Origin of the sequence: Coprococcus sp. RTP31081st1_H1_RTP31081_211007 (assembly GCF_040227275.1) — a bacterium.
In the GTDB taxonomy this organism is placed as follows: Bacteria; Bacillota; Clostridia; order Lachnospirales; family Lachnospiraceae; genus Coprococcus; species Coprococcus aceti.
In genome coordinates this window covers 282,307-298,437 of the sequence record NZ_JBEHVP010000001.1, presented here as the reverse complement: position 1 = coordinate 298,437, position 16,131 = coordinate 282,307, and the positions used below count along the sequence as shown (strand labels likewise).

13 protein-coding genes are annotated in these 16,131 nt (G+C 41.7%); 11 read left to right on the top strand and 2 right to left on the bottom strand.

Annotation, left to right across the window (positions count from 1 at the left end; all coding sequences use genetic code 11):
- Nucleotides 1-61 precede the first annotated feature (61 nt).
- A complete protein-coding gene (gene mnmA / locus ABUA31_RS01300; protein ID WP_238050542.1) occupies nt 62-1,111 on the top strand; it encodes a tRNA 2-thiouridine(34) synthase MnmA in 1,050 nt (349 codons plus the stop codon).
- A 317-nt stretch (nt 1,112-1,428) separates the two neighbouring features.
- Nucleotides 1,429-1,818, top strand: coding sequence for a hypothetical protein (locus ABUA31_RS01295; protein WP_055272917.1), 390 nt, complete (start codon nt 1,429-1,431; stop codon nt 1,816-1,818).
- A 153-nt stretch (nt 1,819-1,971) separates the two neighbouring features.
- Here ABUA31_RS01295 and ABUA31_RS01290 read toward each other — a convergent pair whose 3' ends face one another.
- Nucleotides 1,972-2,793, bottom strand: a complete 822-nt coding sequence (locus tag ABUA31_RS01290; protein ID WP_022216403.1) for a histidinol-phosphatase HisJ family protein — start codon at nt 2,791-2,793, stop codon at nt 1,972-1,974.
- A 334-nt stretch (nt 2,794-3,127) separates the two neighbouring features.
- Between ABUA31_RS01290 and gap the strand changes: the two genes are divergently transcribed.
- The 3 genes from gap (at nt 3,128) to tpiA (ending at nt 6,439) form a co-directional block, all read left to right on the top strand.
- Nucleotides 3,128-4,165, top strand: coding sequence for a type I glyceraldehyde-3-phosphate dehydrogenase (gene gap / locus ABUA31_RS01285; RefSeq protein WP_004852921.1), 1,038 nt, complete (start codon nt 3,128-3,130; stop codon nt 4,163-4,165).
- A gap of 214 nt (nt 4,166-4,379) precedes the next feature.
- On the top strand, nt 4,380-5,594 hold the full coding sequence (locus tag ABUA31_RS01280) for a phosphoglycerate kinase (RefSeq protein WP_022216404.1): 1,215 nt from the start codon (nt 4,380-4,382) through the stop codon (nt 5,592-5,594).
- 92 nt (nt 5,595-5,686) lie between these two features.
- Nucleotides 5,687-6,439, top strand: coding sequence for a triose-phosphate isomerase (gene tpiA / locus ABUA31_RS01275; RefSeq protein WP_004852916.1), 753 nt, complete (start codon nt 5,687-5,689; stop codon nt 6,437-6,439).
- Between the two features lie 133 nt (nt 6,440-6,572).
- Here tpiA and ABUA31_RS01270 read toward each other — a convergent pair whose 3' ends face one another.
- Nucleotides 6,573-7,331, bottom strand: coding sequence for a helix-turn-helix domain-containing protein (locus ABUA31_RS01270; protein ID WP_022216405.1), 759 nt, complete (start codon nt 7,329-7,331; stop codon nt 6,573-6,575).
- 224 nt (nt 7,332-7,555) lie between these two features.
- Between ABUA31_RS01270 and ABUA31_RS01265 the strand changes: the two genes are divergently transcribed.
- The 6 genes from ABUA31_RS01265 (at nt 7,556) to thiE (ending at nt 16,113) form a co-directional block, all read left to right on the top strand.
- A complete protein-coding gene (locus tag ABUA31_RS01265; RefSeq protein WP_055144352.1) occupies nt 7,556-11,191 on the top strand; it encodes a carbohydrate binding domain-containing protein in 3,636 nt (1,211 codons plus the stop codon).
- A 266-nt stretch (nt 11,192-11,457) separates the two neighbouring features.
- A complete protein-coding gene (locus ABUA31_RS01260) occupies nt 11,458-12,216 on the top strand; it encodes an exodeoxyribonuclease III (RefSeq protein ID WP_055144946.1) in 759 nt (252 codons plus the stop codon).
- Nucleotides 12,217-12,325: 109 nt separating this feature from the next.
- On the top strand, nt 12,326-13,870 hold the full coding sequence (gene gpmI, locus ABUA31_RS01255; RefSeq protein ID WP_015534994.1) for a 2,3-bisphosphoglycerate-independent phosphoglycerate mutase: 1,545 nt from the start codon (nt 12,326-12,328) through the stop codon (nt 13,868-13,870).
- 145 nt (nt 13,871-14,015) lie between these two features.
- The gene (mscL, locus tag ABUA31_RS01250) at nt 14,016-14,435 is read left to right on the top strand and encodes a large conductance mechanosensitive channel protein MscL (RefSeq protein ID WP_015534993.1); all 420 of its coding nucleotides are present in this window, start codon (nt 14,016-14,018) and stop codon (nt 14,433-14,435) included.
- Nucleotides 14,436-14,575: 140 nt separating this feature from the next.
- Complete coding sequence (gene thiM, locus ABUA31_RS01245) at nt 14,576-15,397, top strand: hydroxyethylthiazole kinase (protein WP_055144359.1); 822 nt, start codon at nt 14,576-14,578, stop codon at nt 15,395-15,397.
- 71 nt (nt 15,398-15,468) lie between these two features.
- Entirely contained in the window at nt 15,469-16,113 is a 645-nt protein-coding gene (gene thiE, locus ABUA31_RS01240; RefSeq protein ID WP_201858981.1) for a thiamine phosphate synthase, read from the top strand.
- Nucleotides 16,114-16,131: the final 18 nt, after the last annotated feature.

The following is a 16,131-nucleotide window of genomic DNA, read 5'->3' as shown; positions in this document are numbered from 1 at the left end:
AACTATGTATAAAGAGGGAAAAAATTTGGTCGATACAGATAAGAAGACAGTGTGTGTTGGTATGTCAGGCGGAGTCGACTCGTCGGTTGCCGCACTTTTGCTCAAGGAGCAGGGCTACAATGTAATAGGAGTTACCATGCAGATATGGCAGGATGAGGACAGGGACGTGGTGAGTGCCCATGCCGGATGCTGCGGACTTTCTGCTGTGGATGATGCCAGGCGTGTGGCATCGCAGCTCGATATTCCGTATTACGTTATGAATTTCAAGGAAGAATTCAAGAAGTACGTAATAGACTATTTTGTGGACGAATACAAATGCGGAAGAACTCCGAATCCATGTATTGCATGCAACAGATATGTAAAATGGGAGTCTCTGCTTACGAGATGCATGGCCATCGGGGGCGATTATATTGCTACGGGACACTATGCAAGGATCATACAGCTTCCAAATGGCAGATATACTCTCCAGGAGGCCAGGGGAATAGAGAAGGATCAGACATATGCTCTCTACAATCTCACCCAGGAGCAGCTCGCCAGGACACTCATGCCGGTTGGAGAGTACAGCAAGCCTGAGATCAGAAAAATTGCAGAGGACCACAGACTTATGGTGGCTCACAAGCCGGATAGCCAGGATATATGCTTTGTGCCAGATGGAGATTACGCCGGTTATCTTGAGAATGAAGCAGGACTTAAGGCGGTTCCGGGAGATTTTGTAGACATACATGGCAATGCGATCGGAAGACATAAGGGAATCATACACTACACCATAGGACAGAGAAAAGGACTGGGACTTGCGATGGGGCATCCGGTATTTGTGGTGGACATCATACCTGAGACAAATCAGGTTGTTATAGGAGAGAACGGAGATGTATTTTCAGAAAGGCTGATATGCAACAGACTGAACTTTATGTCCATAGAGGATCTCACGGAGCCAATGCATGTCAAGGCGAAGATCAGATACAATCATAAGGGAAGTATGTGTACCATCAGAAAGATAGATGAAGATCTGGTAGAAGCAGTATTTGACGAGCCGGTAAGAGCTGTGACAAAGGGACAGGCTGTAGTGTTCTATGAAGATGATCATGTGCTTGGCGGAGGAAGCATCTGTTGACAGGGTTTTACAAAGGGTGATGGTCTGACATAAGGAGATTTCGTATGGGTGATACAGGCAGAGAAGTTTTGCGCAAAGACGTCAAAGTGCGTGGATGAATATTGTTTGGTATCTTTTCAGTGATTTTTGTTTTTATGATAATCACTATATGCTCCATGATACATAATGGAGAGTTTGAATTGAATAGTTTCACAGGACCATTGATTTTTCTGACTGTAATTTCGGTTATATGCATATGGGATGGCATTAGGATTATACGGACTCCGGAGAAGTTGCTCAACCGAGAGAATAAAAATCATGGTGGCAGTGTGTTTGAAATGGCAGACAAATTGTATGGTGATATTATCTATGAGAATAAATACATTATGGCTTCACATGAGGTTATCGCATCAAAGACAATGAGATACAACCTTGCGTACAGATGGGATGTGTATCTTATAACATATGTATATACGAGTATGCGAAGAGGCAAATTGGAATATTACTGTATGTATACTGGAAATCATGAAAATAATGTATATATTAATTTAAGAGGACTTGTGACCGGAAAGAGAAAAAAGAAAGTCCTTGACATGCTCCTCAGTTATTGCCCAAATGCGATATATGGTGATCTGGATGGCGCCGGAGGCGATTATCTTGAAAAAATGAGAAAAACAGACATTCATGATATACCACATAGTCCGTACTATACAGGAAACAATACATAATGAGATATGAAACAAATAGAGCAGTCAGGTGACTGCCGGAATTGAATTTACGGTATAAAAAAGATGGAACATATAAGCCATTGAACTGGCGTATGTGTTCCATCTTTTTATATTTATAAGTATATAAATAAATTGATATTTTGCAATTTTTTTTTACAGCGGATTGAATTCTGGCTTTCTGTTCTTGAATGTACAGTAGTATCTGTAGCCGAGTGATGTGAGGGCATCCCTTGCATATGTCTCAAAATCATAGCACAGATATTCGGGCTTGTGTGCATCAGATCCCACTGTGATGATCTCGCCACCCATATCCTTGTAGAGTTTCAGGATATCCATGTGAGGATGTGCGTAACTCATATTCTTGTACAGGCTTCCGGTATTGATCTCTATACCTTTTCCCTTTGGGATGATTATTTTGAAAATCTGTTCAAGCACATCATTATAATCTGCCATCCTAAAGATCTTCTCGCCTGATGGGCAGTATCTTACTACGTAGTCAAGATGACCATATACGTCAAAGTCATCTATCAGAGTCACATTCTCAAGAATGGACTCAAAGTAATCACGTATACCTTCTATCTCTGTACGTCCCTCATAGTAAGCTGGATAGTATGGGTCGAGGCCCCTGACAAGGTGTGATGATCCTATGATAAAGTCCAGTTCATTTTTGTATTTATCAGCAATGTCCCTTGCCTTGCCGGCAACCGTATTCATGAGACCGAGTTCCACGCCGCTTCTCACGTCAATCCGATCTCCGTATCTGTGTCGTATTTCGTCTATCGCAGCAAAGTACGAATCGAAATCAAGTTGGAAGTCAAAACCGTCCTCCGGATTGATAGGAAAGTCTATATCGTGGTGATCTGTCAGACAGATCTTTGGAATTCCAAGTTGTATTGCCTTCTGGATTATACTGTCCAGTGGAGCGGAAGAGTCGCTTGAGAACTCCGAATGTATATGCGAATCACAGATGATCATTTTCTGTATACCTCCGTTTATAATCATTGCGTTTCATATTATAACATAAAACACTGAAAAAAATATATAAAGTAAAGCTGTTGAGTAATCTTATTATTATCAAATTGTAGTAGAAACATTTTTTCTATAGCCTCAGCCCATTAGTATAATTTGTTAAAACAAATTTGTCTATTTTGGATAGATGATAACTAAAAAAATGAGATTAAGGCTTGAAATTTATACCTAAAGAATGTATGATTAGCTTGTGTATTTAACACGATTTATTTGCTACGTTCCCGCGTAGCAGATTGATAAATACTTTTATTATATTTCAAAAACCTAGGAGGAATAAAAAATGGCAGTAAAAGTAGCAATTAACGGTTTTGGACGTATTGGTCGTCTTGCATTCAGACAGATGTTCGGTGCAGAGGGTTATGAAGTTGTTGCAATCAACGATTTAACAAAGCCTTCAATGCTTGCAGATCTTCTCAAGTACGATACAGCACAGGGTGGATACTGTGGCAAGATCGGTGAGAACCTTCACACAGTTTCAGCTGATGATGAGGCTAACACAATCACAGTTGATGGTAAGACTCTTACAATCTACAAGGAGGCAGATGCAAACAACCTTCCTTGGGGTAAGATCGGTGTTGATGTAGTTCTTGAGTGTACTGGTTTCTACTGCTCAAAGGAGAAGTCAATGGCTCATATCAACGCAGGTGCTAAGAAGGTTGTTATCTCAGCTCCAGCTGGTAATGATCTTAAGACTATCGTATTCTCAGTTAACCAGGATACATTAACAGCTGATGATCAGATCATCTCAGCAGCTTCATGTACAACTAACTGTCTTGCACCAATGGCTAAGGCTCTTAATGACTATGCTCCAATCCAGTCTGGTATCATGTCAACAATCCACGCTTACACAGGTGATCAGATGATACTTGACGGACCACACAGAAAGGGCGATTTAAGAAGAGCTAGAGCAGGTGCTGCTAATATCGTTCCTAACTCAACAGGTGCTGCTAAGGCTATCGGTCTTGTTATCCCAGAGTTAAATGGCAAGCTTATCGGATCAGCTCAGAGAGTTCCAGTTCCAACAGGTTCAACAACAATCCTTACAGCAGTTGTTAAGGGTGCTGATGTAACAGTTGATGGAATCAACGCTGCAATGAAGGCTGCTGCTTCAGAGTCATTCGGTTACAACACAGATCCAATCGTTTCATCAGATGTTATCGGTATGAGATATGGTTCATTATTTGATTCAACTCAGACAATGGTATCAAAGATCGCTGATGATTTATATGAGGTTCAGGTTGTTTCATGGTATGACAATGAGAACTCATACACAAGCCAGATGGTTAGAACAATCAAGTACTTCGCAGAGTTAGCATAAGTTATTTCAAGCTATAATTAGCTTTTATAATGTAAGCTCATTTAAAAGTATTTATTAGACCTAATAGAGGGTCCGGTCTCCAAGGACCGGGCCCTTTTTTCTTCGTAGGAAGCAATTATGCGTTTCTATGTTCCCGCATAAGAGCGGGTAGGTAGCTGGGCAGAGGACAACTTATAGTTTTCTGTTCTATAACATTATTTAGGAGGAATTAGAAATGTCATTAAACAAGAAATCAGTAGATGATATCAATGTTAAGGGCAAGCGCGTGCTTTGCAGATGCGACTTCAATGTACCATTAAAGAACGGAGAGATCACAGACGAGAACAGACTCGTTGCAGCTCTTCCTACTATCAAGAAGCTTATCGCTGACGGTGGAAAGGTTATCCTTTGTTCACACCTTGGAAAGGTTAAGACTGAGGAGGACAAGCAGACTAAGACCCTTGCACCAGTTGCTAAGAGACTTACAGAGCTCCTTGGACAGGAGGTTAAGTTTGTACCAAGCCTTGAGGTTGTTGACGACACAGTTAAGGCTGCAGTTGACGCTATGAAGGACGGAGATGTAATCCTTCTTGAGAATACACGTTTCAGAGCTGAAGAGACAAAGAACGGAGAGGCTTTCTCTAAGGATCTTGCAAGCATCTGTGATGTATTTGTAAATGATGCATTCGGAACAGCTCACAGAGCTCACTGCTCAAACGTTGGTGTTGCTGGACTTGTTGACACAGCAGTAGTTGGTTACTTAATGCAGAAGGAGATCGACTTCCTTGGCAATGCAGTAGAGAACCCAGTTAGACCATTTGTAGCTATCCTCGGTGGTGCTAAGGTTGCTGACAAGCTCAATGTTATTTCAAACCTTCTTGAGAAGTGTGATACACTTATCATCGGTGGTGGTATGGCTTACACATTCCTTAAGGCTAAGGGATATGAGATCGGTAAGTCACTTGTAGACGATTCTAAGATCGATTACTGCAAGGAGATGATGGCAAAGGCAGAGAGCCTTGGCAAGAAGCTTCTTCTTCCAGTTGATACAGTTATGATCGAGGATTTCCCTAACCCTATCGACGATCCAAGCATCAAGACAGAGGTATTTGACGCTGACAAGATGCCTGCAGACAAGGAAGGCTGCGATATCGGACCTAAGACTATCGAGCTTTACTCAGACGCAGTTAAGACAGCTAAGACAGTTGTTTGGAATGGACCTATGGGTGTATTCGAGAACCCTGTACTTGCAGCCGGTACAAAGGCAGTTGCAGCAGCACTTGCTGATACAGATGCTACAACAATCATCGGTGGTGGAGATTCAGCAGCAGCAGTTAACCAGCTTGGTTACGGTTCAAAGATGAGCCACATCTCAACAGGTGGTGGAGCTTCACTTGAGTTCCTTGAGGGTAAGGAGCTTCCGGGCGTAGCAGCAGCTAACGACAAGTAATTTGTATATCACTGAGATATAAAGATTATACTGGTGGGTGCCGGTTCAGGCCGGTACTCATCAAAAAATACAAATATAAGAGGTAGATTACAATGGCAAGAAAGAAGATTATTGCAGGTAACTGGAAGATGAACAAGACTCCTAGCGAGGCTGTTGAGCTTGTTAACCTGTTAAAGGACTTAGTAAAGAATGATGACGTAGATGTAGTATACTGTGTACCAGCTATCGATATCGTACCAGTTGTTGAGGCAACAAAGGGAACAAACGTAGCTGTAGGTGCAGAGAACATGTACTTCGAGGAGAGCGGAGCTTACACAGGCGAGATCTCAGCAGCAATGCTTGTTGATGCTGGTGTTAAGTACGTTATCATCGGACATTCAGAGCGTCGTGATTACTTTAAGGAGGATGATGTTCTTCTCAACAAGAAGGTTAAGAAGGCATTTGAGGCTGGTATCACCCCTATTCTTTGCTGTGGTGAGTCACTTGAGCAGAGAGAGCTCGGTGTTACTATGGACTGGATCCGTCTTCAGATCAAGTCAGATCTCGCTGGCGTAACAGCAGATCAGGTTAAGTCAATGGTTATCGCTTACGAGCCAATCTGGGCTATCGGAACAGGTAAGACAGCTACATCAGATCAGGCACAGGAAGTATGTAAGGGAATCCGTGATCTCATCGCTGAGATCTACGATACAGATACAGCTGAGGCGGTAAGAATTCAGTACGGCGGTTCTATGAACGCTGGCAACGCTGCTGAGCTCCTTGCAAAGCCAGACATCGACGGTGGTCTTATCGGCGGTGCTTCACTCAAGGCTGATTTCGGTCAGGTTGTAAATGCCGGAAAGTAATTTTAAACAGGCCAAAATATATTAGTTTTAGATTAAATCTGATATAGAATATTGAAAGGGATTATCAAGTGCTTTATCACAAGGTAATCCCTTTTGTTTACGCTTAGAAAAACAAGGAGGTATATTTCAGGAACTAAGTATTGTTTTTATGAAATGGGGTTTGCCTTAAATTTATATTTCTATAGTTCGCAGGTGTTAGACCAGTATGTAATCTGAACTGTTCGGTAAAATAACTCTGACTTGGAAATGCGAGAGTCTGTGCTATCTGGGCAGGGCTATAATCAGAGTATATGAGCATGTTCCTTGCAGTATCAAGTTTTAGCATTTTTATATAATGTCCGATATTATCTCCGGTCTCTTTTTTGAACAGCCTTGACAGGTATGACGGGGTGAGATTGACACGTTTTGCCAGAAGTTCAACAGTGATCCTAGTATGCAGATGATCGTATATGTAGTCTATGCACTCTGCGACCGGTTTGGAGCATATGGAATTTTTCTTAAGGTTTCGCATTTTTTTTGCATAGTCGATGCACATGAATGCATGTAATTCAGATATATCCTCCACAGACTTCATTGTATCTGACTTTTTTATATAAAAATCACTGAGATTGTAAGCAGTTGCCACATCGAGACCACCTTCAATACAGTATCTTGCAACAAGGGCTGTTGTTATGACAAAATGATATCTTATGTTGTTGACCGGCTTTTCAGATAGTAAGCCGAGTCCTTTTTTATCCTTAAGTGGTGAGGCTTTACACAATTCTTTAACCTGTTCTATATCTCCATTTTGTATTATTGAGTAAAATTCAAGTTCAGGGTTATAGGGCGCTCTATTGGTTGAATCTTCGCGTCTTATAAATTCCTGGTAGAATATTTCCTTTGAGTATTTCATATGTGTATAAATCCTTTCCAGTAAATTGTGTCAGGGTAAAAATTTATATGTTATCAAAAGTTTATAAAAGTCTTACTTTACAACTCCTCTATAATATATCATGTAAACTATATAAAAAGCAATAAAACGATATATGGCAAATGTATAAGATGTTATTATCAAAATACTTTATAAAGATGCGACGTCGTAAATATTATTATTTTATTTTTGGAGAGGAGTATTTTATGAGAAGGTTAAAACAGCTTGTGGCTATGATACTTGTAGTTTGTATGTTGATCACTCTGTGTCCATCAGACGTTAGCGCTAGAACATCAAAAGCTGCGGTAAAGTCTGTAACTGTGACAAATCTTGTCACAAATAAACTTGTACTAAAAAAGGGTACAAAGTTTCGGGTGAAACCTAGAGTTGTAGTTACAGGTAAGATCAGCAAAAAAGTAACATATGTATCATCAAATAAGAAGATAGTTACAGTAGATAACAAGGGTGTTGTCAAAGCGGTAAAATCAGGAAAAGCGGTTGTAGCAGTGAAGAGTGCTGCAAACCCAAAGGTAATGTATAGGTTTAATGTTTATGTTGGGGTTCCTACGAAGACTGTTAAATTGTCTGCAAAGGCTGTGAACATGTTTAAAGGAACCAGCAGGACGTTAAAAGCTTCAATTGCTCCAAAGAATGCCACATATAAGAGAATTCAGTGGTCATCATCAGATAAAAGAATAGCAACAGTTTCCTCGAAAGGTGTTGTAAAAGCAGTTAAGGTTGGAAGAGTATATATAACTGCGAAGGCTATGGATGGAAGTGGCAAATATGCAAGATGTAAGATTACAGTAAAACAGCCAGTTACTTCTATCAAGCTTTCAGCGGCAACACTCACTATCACAGAGGGAAGCAGTAAAACTCTTACAGCTACTGTCGCTCCTGCATCGGCAACCAACAAGACGTTAAGTTGGACATCGAGCAATAAAAAGATTGCAACGGTTTCTGCAAAAGGCGTTGTGAAGGCTATAGCACCAGGTACAGCTACAATCACAGCAAAAGCTGCTGACGGTTCAGGAAAGAAAGCAACATGTAAAGTGACTGTAAATAAGAAGGTGACTGTAGAAAATAAATACGAGTCGCAGGGGTATAAACTTTTATGGCATGATGAATTTGACGGAACAGAGCTCAACCGTGATATTTGGAATGTTGAACTCCATGAGCCTGGCTGGGTCAATAATGAGCTTCAGTCATATGTTGATTCTGAAGATAATATAAAAGTCAAGAATGGCACACTTATTATAAGCTCAAAGAAAAAAGTGAATGAGGATGGTTCTATATCATATACATCGGGAAGAGTAAACACACAGAATAAGCAGGATTTCAAGTATGGCAGAGTACAGTTCAGAGCAAAGGTACCTACAGGTAAGGGCTATCTTCCTGCAGCATGGATGATGCCTACAAATGAGAGTCTGTATGGACAGTGGCCTAGATGTGGTGAGATAGATGTGATGGAGGTTCTTGGAGACAATACATATACAACCTATGGAACGATTCACTATGGCAATCCGCATTCAGAGTCACAGGGAAAATATACACTTTCAAATGGAAAGTCATTTGCGGACAGCTATCATGTATTTACATGCGACTGGGAGCCTGGAAAAATTACGTGGTATGTAGATGGAGTTAAGATGCATGAGGAAAATGACTGGTATTCTACAACTGCCGGAAAAGGTACAGTTACTTATCCGGCACCGTTTGATCAGCCATTCTATGTAATACTCAATCTTGCAGTTGGCGGCAATTGGCCAGGAAATCCGGATGCAGATGCAGATTATATTAACAGTGAGAGCTTATATGTTGATTATGTGAGAGTATACCAGAAGGAGTCTTATGACGAAAATGTGACAAAGCCAGAGCGTGAAGTTATAATTCGTGATCCGGATGAAAATGGCAATTATGTAATAAATGGTGATTTTAGTGAGACCGAGGATCTGGGAGATGCAGAAAACTGGATTTTTATGGCGCAGAATGGCGGCGAAGGAACAGCGGTCATCGAGAACAATACAATCAACATAAATACAATTGATGCAGGAACGGTTGATTACAGCATACAGTTGGTACAGCCTGATATTCCTGTAGAAAAAGGTGCCACATACAAGCTTTCATTTGATGCGTGGGCGGATGAGGCGAGAACAGGCATAATTGATGTCTCAGCGCCAACCAGATCATGGGGAAGATATCTTAAGGATACAAAATTTGATATGACAACAGAGAAACAGACATTTGAGTATGAGTATACGATGACTGATTCATCTGATGACAAGGGAAGAATAGAATTCAACTTCGGCAATCAGGGAAGCGTGGCTGGTGTACATATTGCAAATGTAAAGCTGGTAAAGACAAATCAGACTGAGATAGTTGACAAGAAGACGATCCTCGCTGATGGAAACCTAGTTTACAATGGAGAATTTCAGGAAGGAACAGGAAGACTTGGATATTGGACAGTCAGCAACAATTGCGGTGCTGAGTATAAGGTGACAGGTCTGTCTGACGGAAGAAGATTTTCATACAAGTCATTGGATGAGAGTATAGATGGCAACTTCGTATTATCACAGGATGAGCTTGCGTATGCCCCAAATACAAAGTATGTACTTAAATTTGATGCTGAGACTGCAACTGAGGGAAAGAATATAATTATCACTACAGGAGATTCAAAGTTTGCTGTAACTCTGGATAAAGGAATTAAGAATTATGTTTACAAGTTTGAGACCGGAGAAGAAGTGACTGACAGTTCAATCAGCATTGATTTTGGTAACAGCGGAGAAGTTCTGTTAGACAATGTGAAGATAATGCAGGATTCACTTCTTCTCAATGGGAACTTTTCAGCAGATTTTGCTGGATATGATGTGTATATAGACAGCAGTGCGGATGCAGAGTCTGTTGTGGACAGCCAGAAGGAGGACAATGCTGCTGACTTCACAATAAAGAATTCAGGTGACCAAAACTGGAAGATACAGCTCAAGCAGAATAATATCAAGCTTGAGAAAGGTCAGTGGTACAAGCTTTCATTTGATATAAAGAGCTCTGTGTCGAGAACTGTTCAGTACGCGATACAGAGAGATGGAAGCACGCATAAGGATAGTACAGGTGCAGAGGACTGGACACCATATGTTCAGGAAACAGTAAAGCTTGATGCATACGATCAGGCTGATCAGAAATATATGACTGTTTCAAACACATTCCAGATGGCCTGTGACACAGACGAAGAGAGTATTTTCAATATTGCACTTGGCGCAGGCGGAGAAAATGGTTCGGCAATTACTGATCAGCATAGAATCTGTATTGACAATATTGTTCTTGAAAAGACTTCAGCTCCAGAGATAGATGTGCCTGTAGGCAAGAATCTTATCACAAATTCAGAATTTGAGATGAGTGAGGATGGTAGCCTTGCCGGTTGGGAAAATGCAGTAACTGCTCCTGGAGATGCCACATTTGAGGCTGGAGATGGAAAGATCACATACAGTGTTGAAAACGTGGGTGAGGCAGACTGGAACATCCAGCTTAAGCAGATGGGATTATCTCTTGAGCAGGGCGAGTCATATACTCTTAAATGTACATTGGTTTCTGATGTTGATAGAGTTGTGAAGGTTGCTGTTATGACTCCTTCAGCCGGATATGCATGGCATGGCGGTGAAGATGTAGTTCTTACAGCTGGTGAGGCTAAGGATGTAACACTCACAATTACACCTAAGGAAGAAGTTTTCACAGATGGTATCACTGTTGATACAGGTGCCGGATTATTCTTCTCAATGGGATATGTTGAAGGATACACACTTGGAGCACATACAGTTTCTATATCAAATGTATCATTTGTAAAAAATTAAATTTGACCCCTAAAAATAATATATACCCTTAGGCAGCGGCGGATCGTCGCTGCCTTTTTCATTGTGGCCATAGCAGGATTTTGGTGAATTTTTAAATGATTTGACAGTCAGAATGGGTGTTTGTATGATATAATGAGCATTGCGACGGATGCGCTTGCGCAAGCCGTCATAATGCGAATGCCTGCATGGAGCCGGTAGGCGACATGATAAAATAAAACATGATTTTCCCCAAATAATAATGAAAGGATAAAATGGTATATAAATTTATGAAAAAACTTATCTCATGGAACGTAAATGGAATAAGGGCATGCGCCGGTAAAGGCTTCATGGACTTTTTTAACAGCATAGATGCAGACATATTTTGTATACAGGAGTCCAAGATGCAGGAGGGACAGCTCACACTTGATATGCCAGGATATTATCAGTATTGGAACTATGCGGATAAGAAGGGATATTCAGGTACGGCTATTTTCACAAAAGAGAAACCTTTGAGTGAAACAAAAGGTATAGGCATAGATGAACACGACCATGAGGGTCGTGTCATAACACTTGAATATGAGAACTTCTACATGGTGACTGTATATACACCAAATTCACAGAACGAGCTTGCAAGGCTTGATTACCGGATGAAGTGGGAGGATGATTTCAGAGCATATCTGAAAAAGCTTGAGGAGAATAAGCCTGTTATAGTGTGCGGCGATATGAACGTGGCTCACAATGAGATAGATCTGAAAAATCCAAAGACAAACAGGAAGAATGCGGGATTTACTGATGAGGAAAGAGAGAAGATGACGGTGCTTCTAGATGATGGCTTCATCGACACATTCAGATATTTTTATCCGGATCAGGAAAATATATATTCATGGTGGTCGTACAGATTCAAGGCAAGGGAGAAGAATGCAGGTTGGCGTATCGACTATTTTCTCACATCTGAGAGTTTGAAGGACAAGCTTGTCGATGCTAAGATACACACTGATATCATGGGATCTGATCACTGCCCGGTTGAACTGGATATTGACCTGTGATTTGAGTTGGATTTGAACTTGAAAAATAGGCATTATATAAGTATAATCTCAAATGAGTGAATTATGATTAAGAGGCATTTAGCCGGAATAAATAAAAAGGAGAAAAATTATGAGTAAGAAACCAGTAGTTTTAATGGTCCTCGACGGATATGGTCTCAGTGACAAGACAGAGGGCAATGCAGTAGCACTTGCAAAGACACCTGTTATGGACAAACTTATGGCTACAGCACCATTTGTGCAGGGCGCAGCTTCAGGACTTCCTGTAGGACTTCCAGACGGTCAGATGGGCAATTCAGAGGTAGGTCATATGAATATCGGCGCAGGCCGTATCATATATCAGGAGCTTACAAGAATCACAAAGGCAATCGCTGATGGAGATTTTTTTGAGAACGAGGAGATGCTTGCTGCAATAGAAAACTGCAAGAAGAACAATTCAGATCTTCATCTCTGGGGACTTCTCTCAGATGGTGGTGTTCACAGCCACAATACACACCTTTATGCGATCCTTGAGCTCTGCAAGAAGCAGAACTTTGAGAACGTATACGTTCATCCATTCTTCGATGGAAGAGATACACCGCCTGCATCAGGTAAGGGATACCTTGAGGAGCTTATCGCAAAGATGAAGGAGATTGGTGTAGGTAAGGTTGCATCTATGTCAGGCCGTTACTACGCAATGGACAGAGATAACAGATGGGACAGAGTAGAGCTTGCATACAAGTCACTTGTAACAGGTGAGGGCGTTCAGGCTGAGGACCCGGTTGCAGCTATGCAGGAGTCATATGACAAGGAAGTATATGATGAGTTCGTTCTTCCTACAGTAATCACAGAGAATGGTAAGCCTGTATCACTTGTTAAGCCAAATGATTCAGTTATATTCTTTAACTTCAGACCAGACAGAGCCCGCGAGATCACCAGAGCATTCTGCTGTGATGATTTTGATGGATTTGAGAGAGCAAATGGCCGCATGCCACTCACATATGTATGTTTCAAGGACTACGACGAGTCAATACCTAACAAGCTTGTAGCATTCAAGAAGGAAGAGATTGACAACACATTCGGTGAGTACCTTGCAGCTAAGGGCCTCAAGCAGCTCAGACTTGCTGAGACAGAGAAGTATGCTCATGTAACGTTCTTCTTCAACGGCGGTGTTGAGGAGCCTAACAAGAACGAGGACAGAATCCTTGTAAAGTCACCTGCTGTAGCAACATATGACCTCCAGCCAGAGATGAGCGCTCCAGAGGTAAGCGAGAAGCTCAATGCAGCTATCCTTGGTGGCGAGTATGATGTGATCATCATCAACTTTGCAAACCCTGATATGGTTGGTCATACAGGTATTATCCCAGCAGCTATCCAGGCTGTAGAGACAGTTGACAAGTGCGTTGGCGCTGCTGTAGAGGCAATTGATAAGGTTGATGGTGTTCTCTTTATCTGTGCTGATCATGGTAACGCAGAGCAGATGATCAACTATGAGACCGGTGCTCCACATACAGCTCATACAACTAACCCTGTACCATTTATCCTTTACAACTATGGTGAAGATGTAGAGCTTCGTGAGGGCGGATGTCTTGCAGATATCGCACCTACACTTCTTGAGGTTATGGGACTTCCTCAGCCTAAGGAGATGACAGGCAAGTCACTTATTGTAAGAAAGTAAAAAAAGATGATGTGCGATTAGCAATGACAGCAAATGTAGATATATGTCATATCAATTGCGCGAGAAACAATAAATAAAAGATACGGCACCGAATTATAATATAAGTTTGTTATGATTGGTGCTGTATTCAGTTGGAAGGATACATATGAAGAAGTTTTTGGAAGAGTTTAAGGAGTTTGCCCTTAAGGGAAATGTGATGAGTCTTGCAATCGGTGTTATCATTGGTGGAGCGTTCCAGTCATTGGTTACATCTTTTACAGACTGTTTCATCACACCAATAATCAACAGTATCGGTGGAGCAGAGATTGGTGGACATTTTCAGATATTCCATACAGGACAGTATATCGAGTATGGAGCGTTTATTTCAGCAGTTATCAACTTCATAATCATGGCATTTGTTATATTTGTCATCATGAAGGGGATCAATGCGATCATGGATCTTGGTAAGAAGAAAGAGGAGGCAGCTCCTCTCACAAGAAAGTGCCCATACTGTATGGGTGAGATAGATATCAAAGCAACAAAGTGTATGCATTGTACATCTGATGTACCTCCTGCCCAGGAGTAGATCAGGTCTGACCTGGATCAGCGCCGGCGTAGGGATACATACAGCATAAGAAAAGCGGCTGTGCCTTATGGTATGGCCGCTTTTCGTCAAAAAAGATTAGCAGATAAACAACAGAGTATATATAAAGGAGACAGAAAAACATGATAAAAGAGTGCCTTGAAAATGTGAGAAAGAATGTACCTCTGGTACACAATATAACAAACTATGTAACTGTAAATGATGTGGCAAATGTCATTCTGGCGTGCGGTGGAAGTCCTATCATGTCGGATGATGAGGGTGACGTGGAGGATATCACAAGTATATGTGGTGGTCTGAATATCAACATAGGAACACTTAACAAGAACACTATTCCATCAATGTACCTGGCAGGGAAGAAGGCAAATGAACTTGGACATGTTGTACTTCTCGATCCTGTTGGAGCAGGAGCAAGTAAGCTCAGAACTGATACGGCTGTTGGACTTATGAAGGAGATTAGATTTGATGTTATAAGGGGAAATATCTCTGAGATCAAAACTCTGGCATATGGTTCCGGCAGTACAAAGGGTGTTGATGCCGATGTGGCAGATGCGGTTACGGAGGATACGCTTGATAATGCAGTGGCATTTGTCAAGAAGCTATCTGCTGAAACGGGATCTATCATAGCTGTAACAGGCGCAATAGACCTTGTTGCGGACAGCGAGAAATGTTATGTAATCAGAAACGGCCGTCCTGAGATGGGTAAGATCACTGGAACAGGCTGCCAGCTCTCAGGAATGATGACAGCATATGTTGTGGCAAATCAGGACAACAAGCTTGAGGCTGCTGCAGTGGCTGTCATGGTCATGGGACTTGCTGGGGAGATTGGTTATTCCCATCTGCAGGCATTTGAGGGGAATTCAACATACAGGAACAGGATAATCGACGCCATATACAATATGGACGGGGATACACTTGAACAGGGTGCAAAGTTTGAAATCAGATAATTGACGGAAGTCTAATAATTGCCTGGATCTGCATCAGATCGGGATCGAAACATATAGGAAGGACGGATAGTATGATAAATTGCAGTGAGAAAGAGCTCTTGCTCTACGCAGTAACTGACAGACACTGGCTTGGTGAAGAGACTCTGTATGATCAGGTAAAGAAGGCACTTGACGGCGGTGCAACATTTGTACAGCTCAGGGAGAAGAAGCTCGACAGAGAAGACTTCCTCGCTGAGGCGAAGGAGATACAGAAGCTTTGTAAGGAATATGGAGTTCCATTTGTCATCAATGACGAGGTCAGCATAGCAAAAGATATAGATGCTGACGGTGTACACGTGGGACAGAGTGATATGGAGGCCATGGACGTCAGAAAGATACTCGGCCCTGACAAGATACTTGGAGTGTCTGCACAGACTGTCGAGCAGGCGATTATAGCGGAAAAGCACGGCGCAGATTATCTTGGTGTAGGAGCAGTGTTTACAACAGGTTCAAAGGATGACGCGGACGATGTGAGCCATGAAACTCTCAAGGCCATTTGTGAGGCGGTGTCCATACCGGTCATTGCCATAGGCGGCATAACAAAGGATAATGTGGCCGAGCTTGCGGGCTCCGGAATATGCGGTGTGGCAGTTATAAGTGCCATATTCGGACAGAAGGACATACAGAAGGCCACAGAGGAGCTCAAGTTTTCTGTAGAGAATATGCTTGATGCCTGACTAAATATATGATATAGA

Coding starts and splice junctions, on each gene's coding strand:
- mnmA (WP_238050542.1), top strand. CDS start 62: ATGTCAGGCGGAGTCGACTCGTCGGTTGCCGCACTTTTGCTCAAGGAG.
- ABUA31_RS01295 (WP_055272917.1), top strand. CDS start 1,429: ATGGCAGACAAATTGTATGGTGATATTATCTATGAGAATAAATACATT.
- ABUA31_RS01290 (WP_022216403.1), bottom strand. CDS start 2,793: ATGATCATCTGTGATTCGCATATACATTCGGAGTTCTCAAGCGACTCT.
- gap (WP_004852921.1), top strand. CDS start 3,128: ATGGCAGTAAAAGTAGCAATTAACGGTTTTGGACGTATTGGTCGTCTT.
- ABUA31_RS01280 (WP_022216404.1), top strand. CDS start 4,380: ATGTCATTAAACAAGAAATCAGTAGATGATATCAATGTTAAGGGCAAG.
- tpiA (WP_004852916.1), top strand. CDS start 5,687: ATGGCAAGAAAGAAGATTATTGCAGGTAACTGGAAGATGAACAAGACT.
- ABUA31_RS01270 (WP_022216405.1), bottom strand. CDS start 7,331: ATGAAATACTCAAAGGAAATATTCTACCAGGAATTTATAAGACGCGAA.
- ABUA31_RS01265 (WP_055144352.1), top strand. CDS start 7,556: ATGAGAAGGTTAAAACAGCTTGTGGCTATGATACTTGTAGTTTGTATG.
- ABUA31_RS01260 (WP_055144946.1), top strand. CDS start 11,458: ATGAAAAAACTTATCTCATGGAACGTAAATGGAATAAGGGCATGCGCC.
- gpmI (WP_015534994.1), top strand. CDS start 12,326: ATGAGTAAGAAACCAGTAGTTTTAATGGTCCTCGACGGATATGGTCTC.
- mscL (WP_015534993.1), top strand. CDS start 14,016: ATGAAGAAGTTTTTGGAAGAGTTTAAGGAGTTTGCCCTTAAGGGAAAT.
- thiM (WP_055144359.1), top strand. CDS start 14,576: ATGATAAAAGAGTGCCTTGAAAATGTGAGAAAGAATGTACCTCTGGTA.
- thiE (WP_201858981.1), top strand. CDS start 15,469: ATGATAAATTGCAGTGAGAAAGAGCTCTTGCTCTACGCAGTAACTGAC.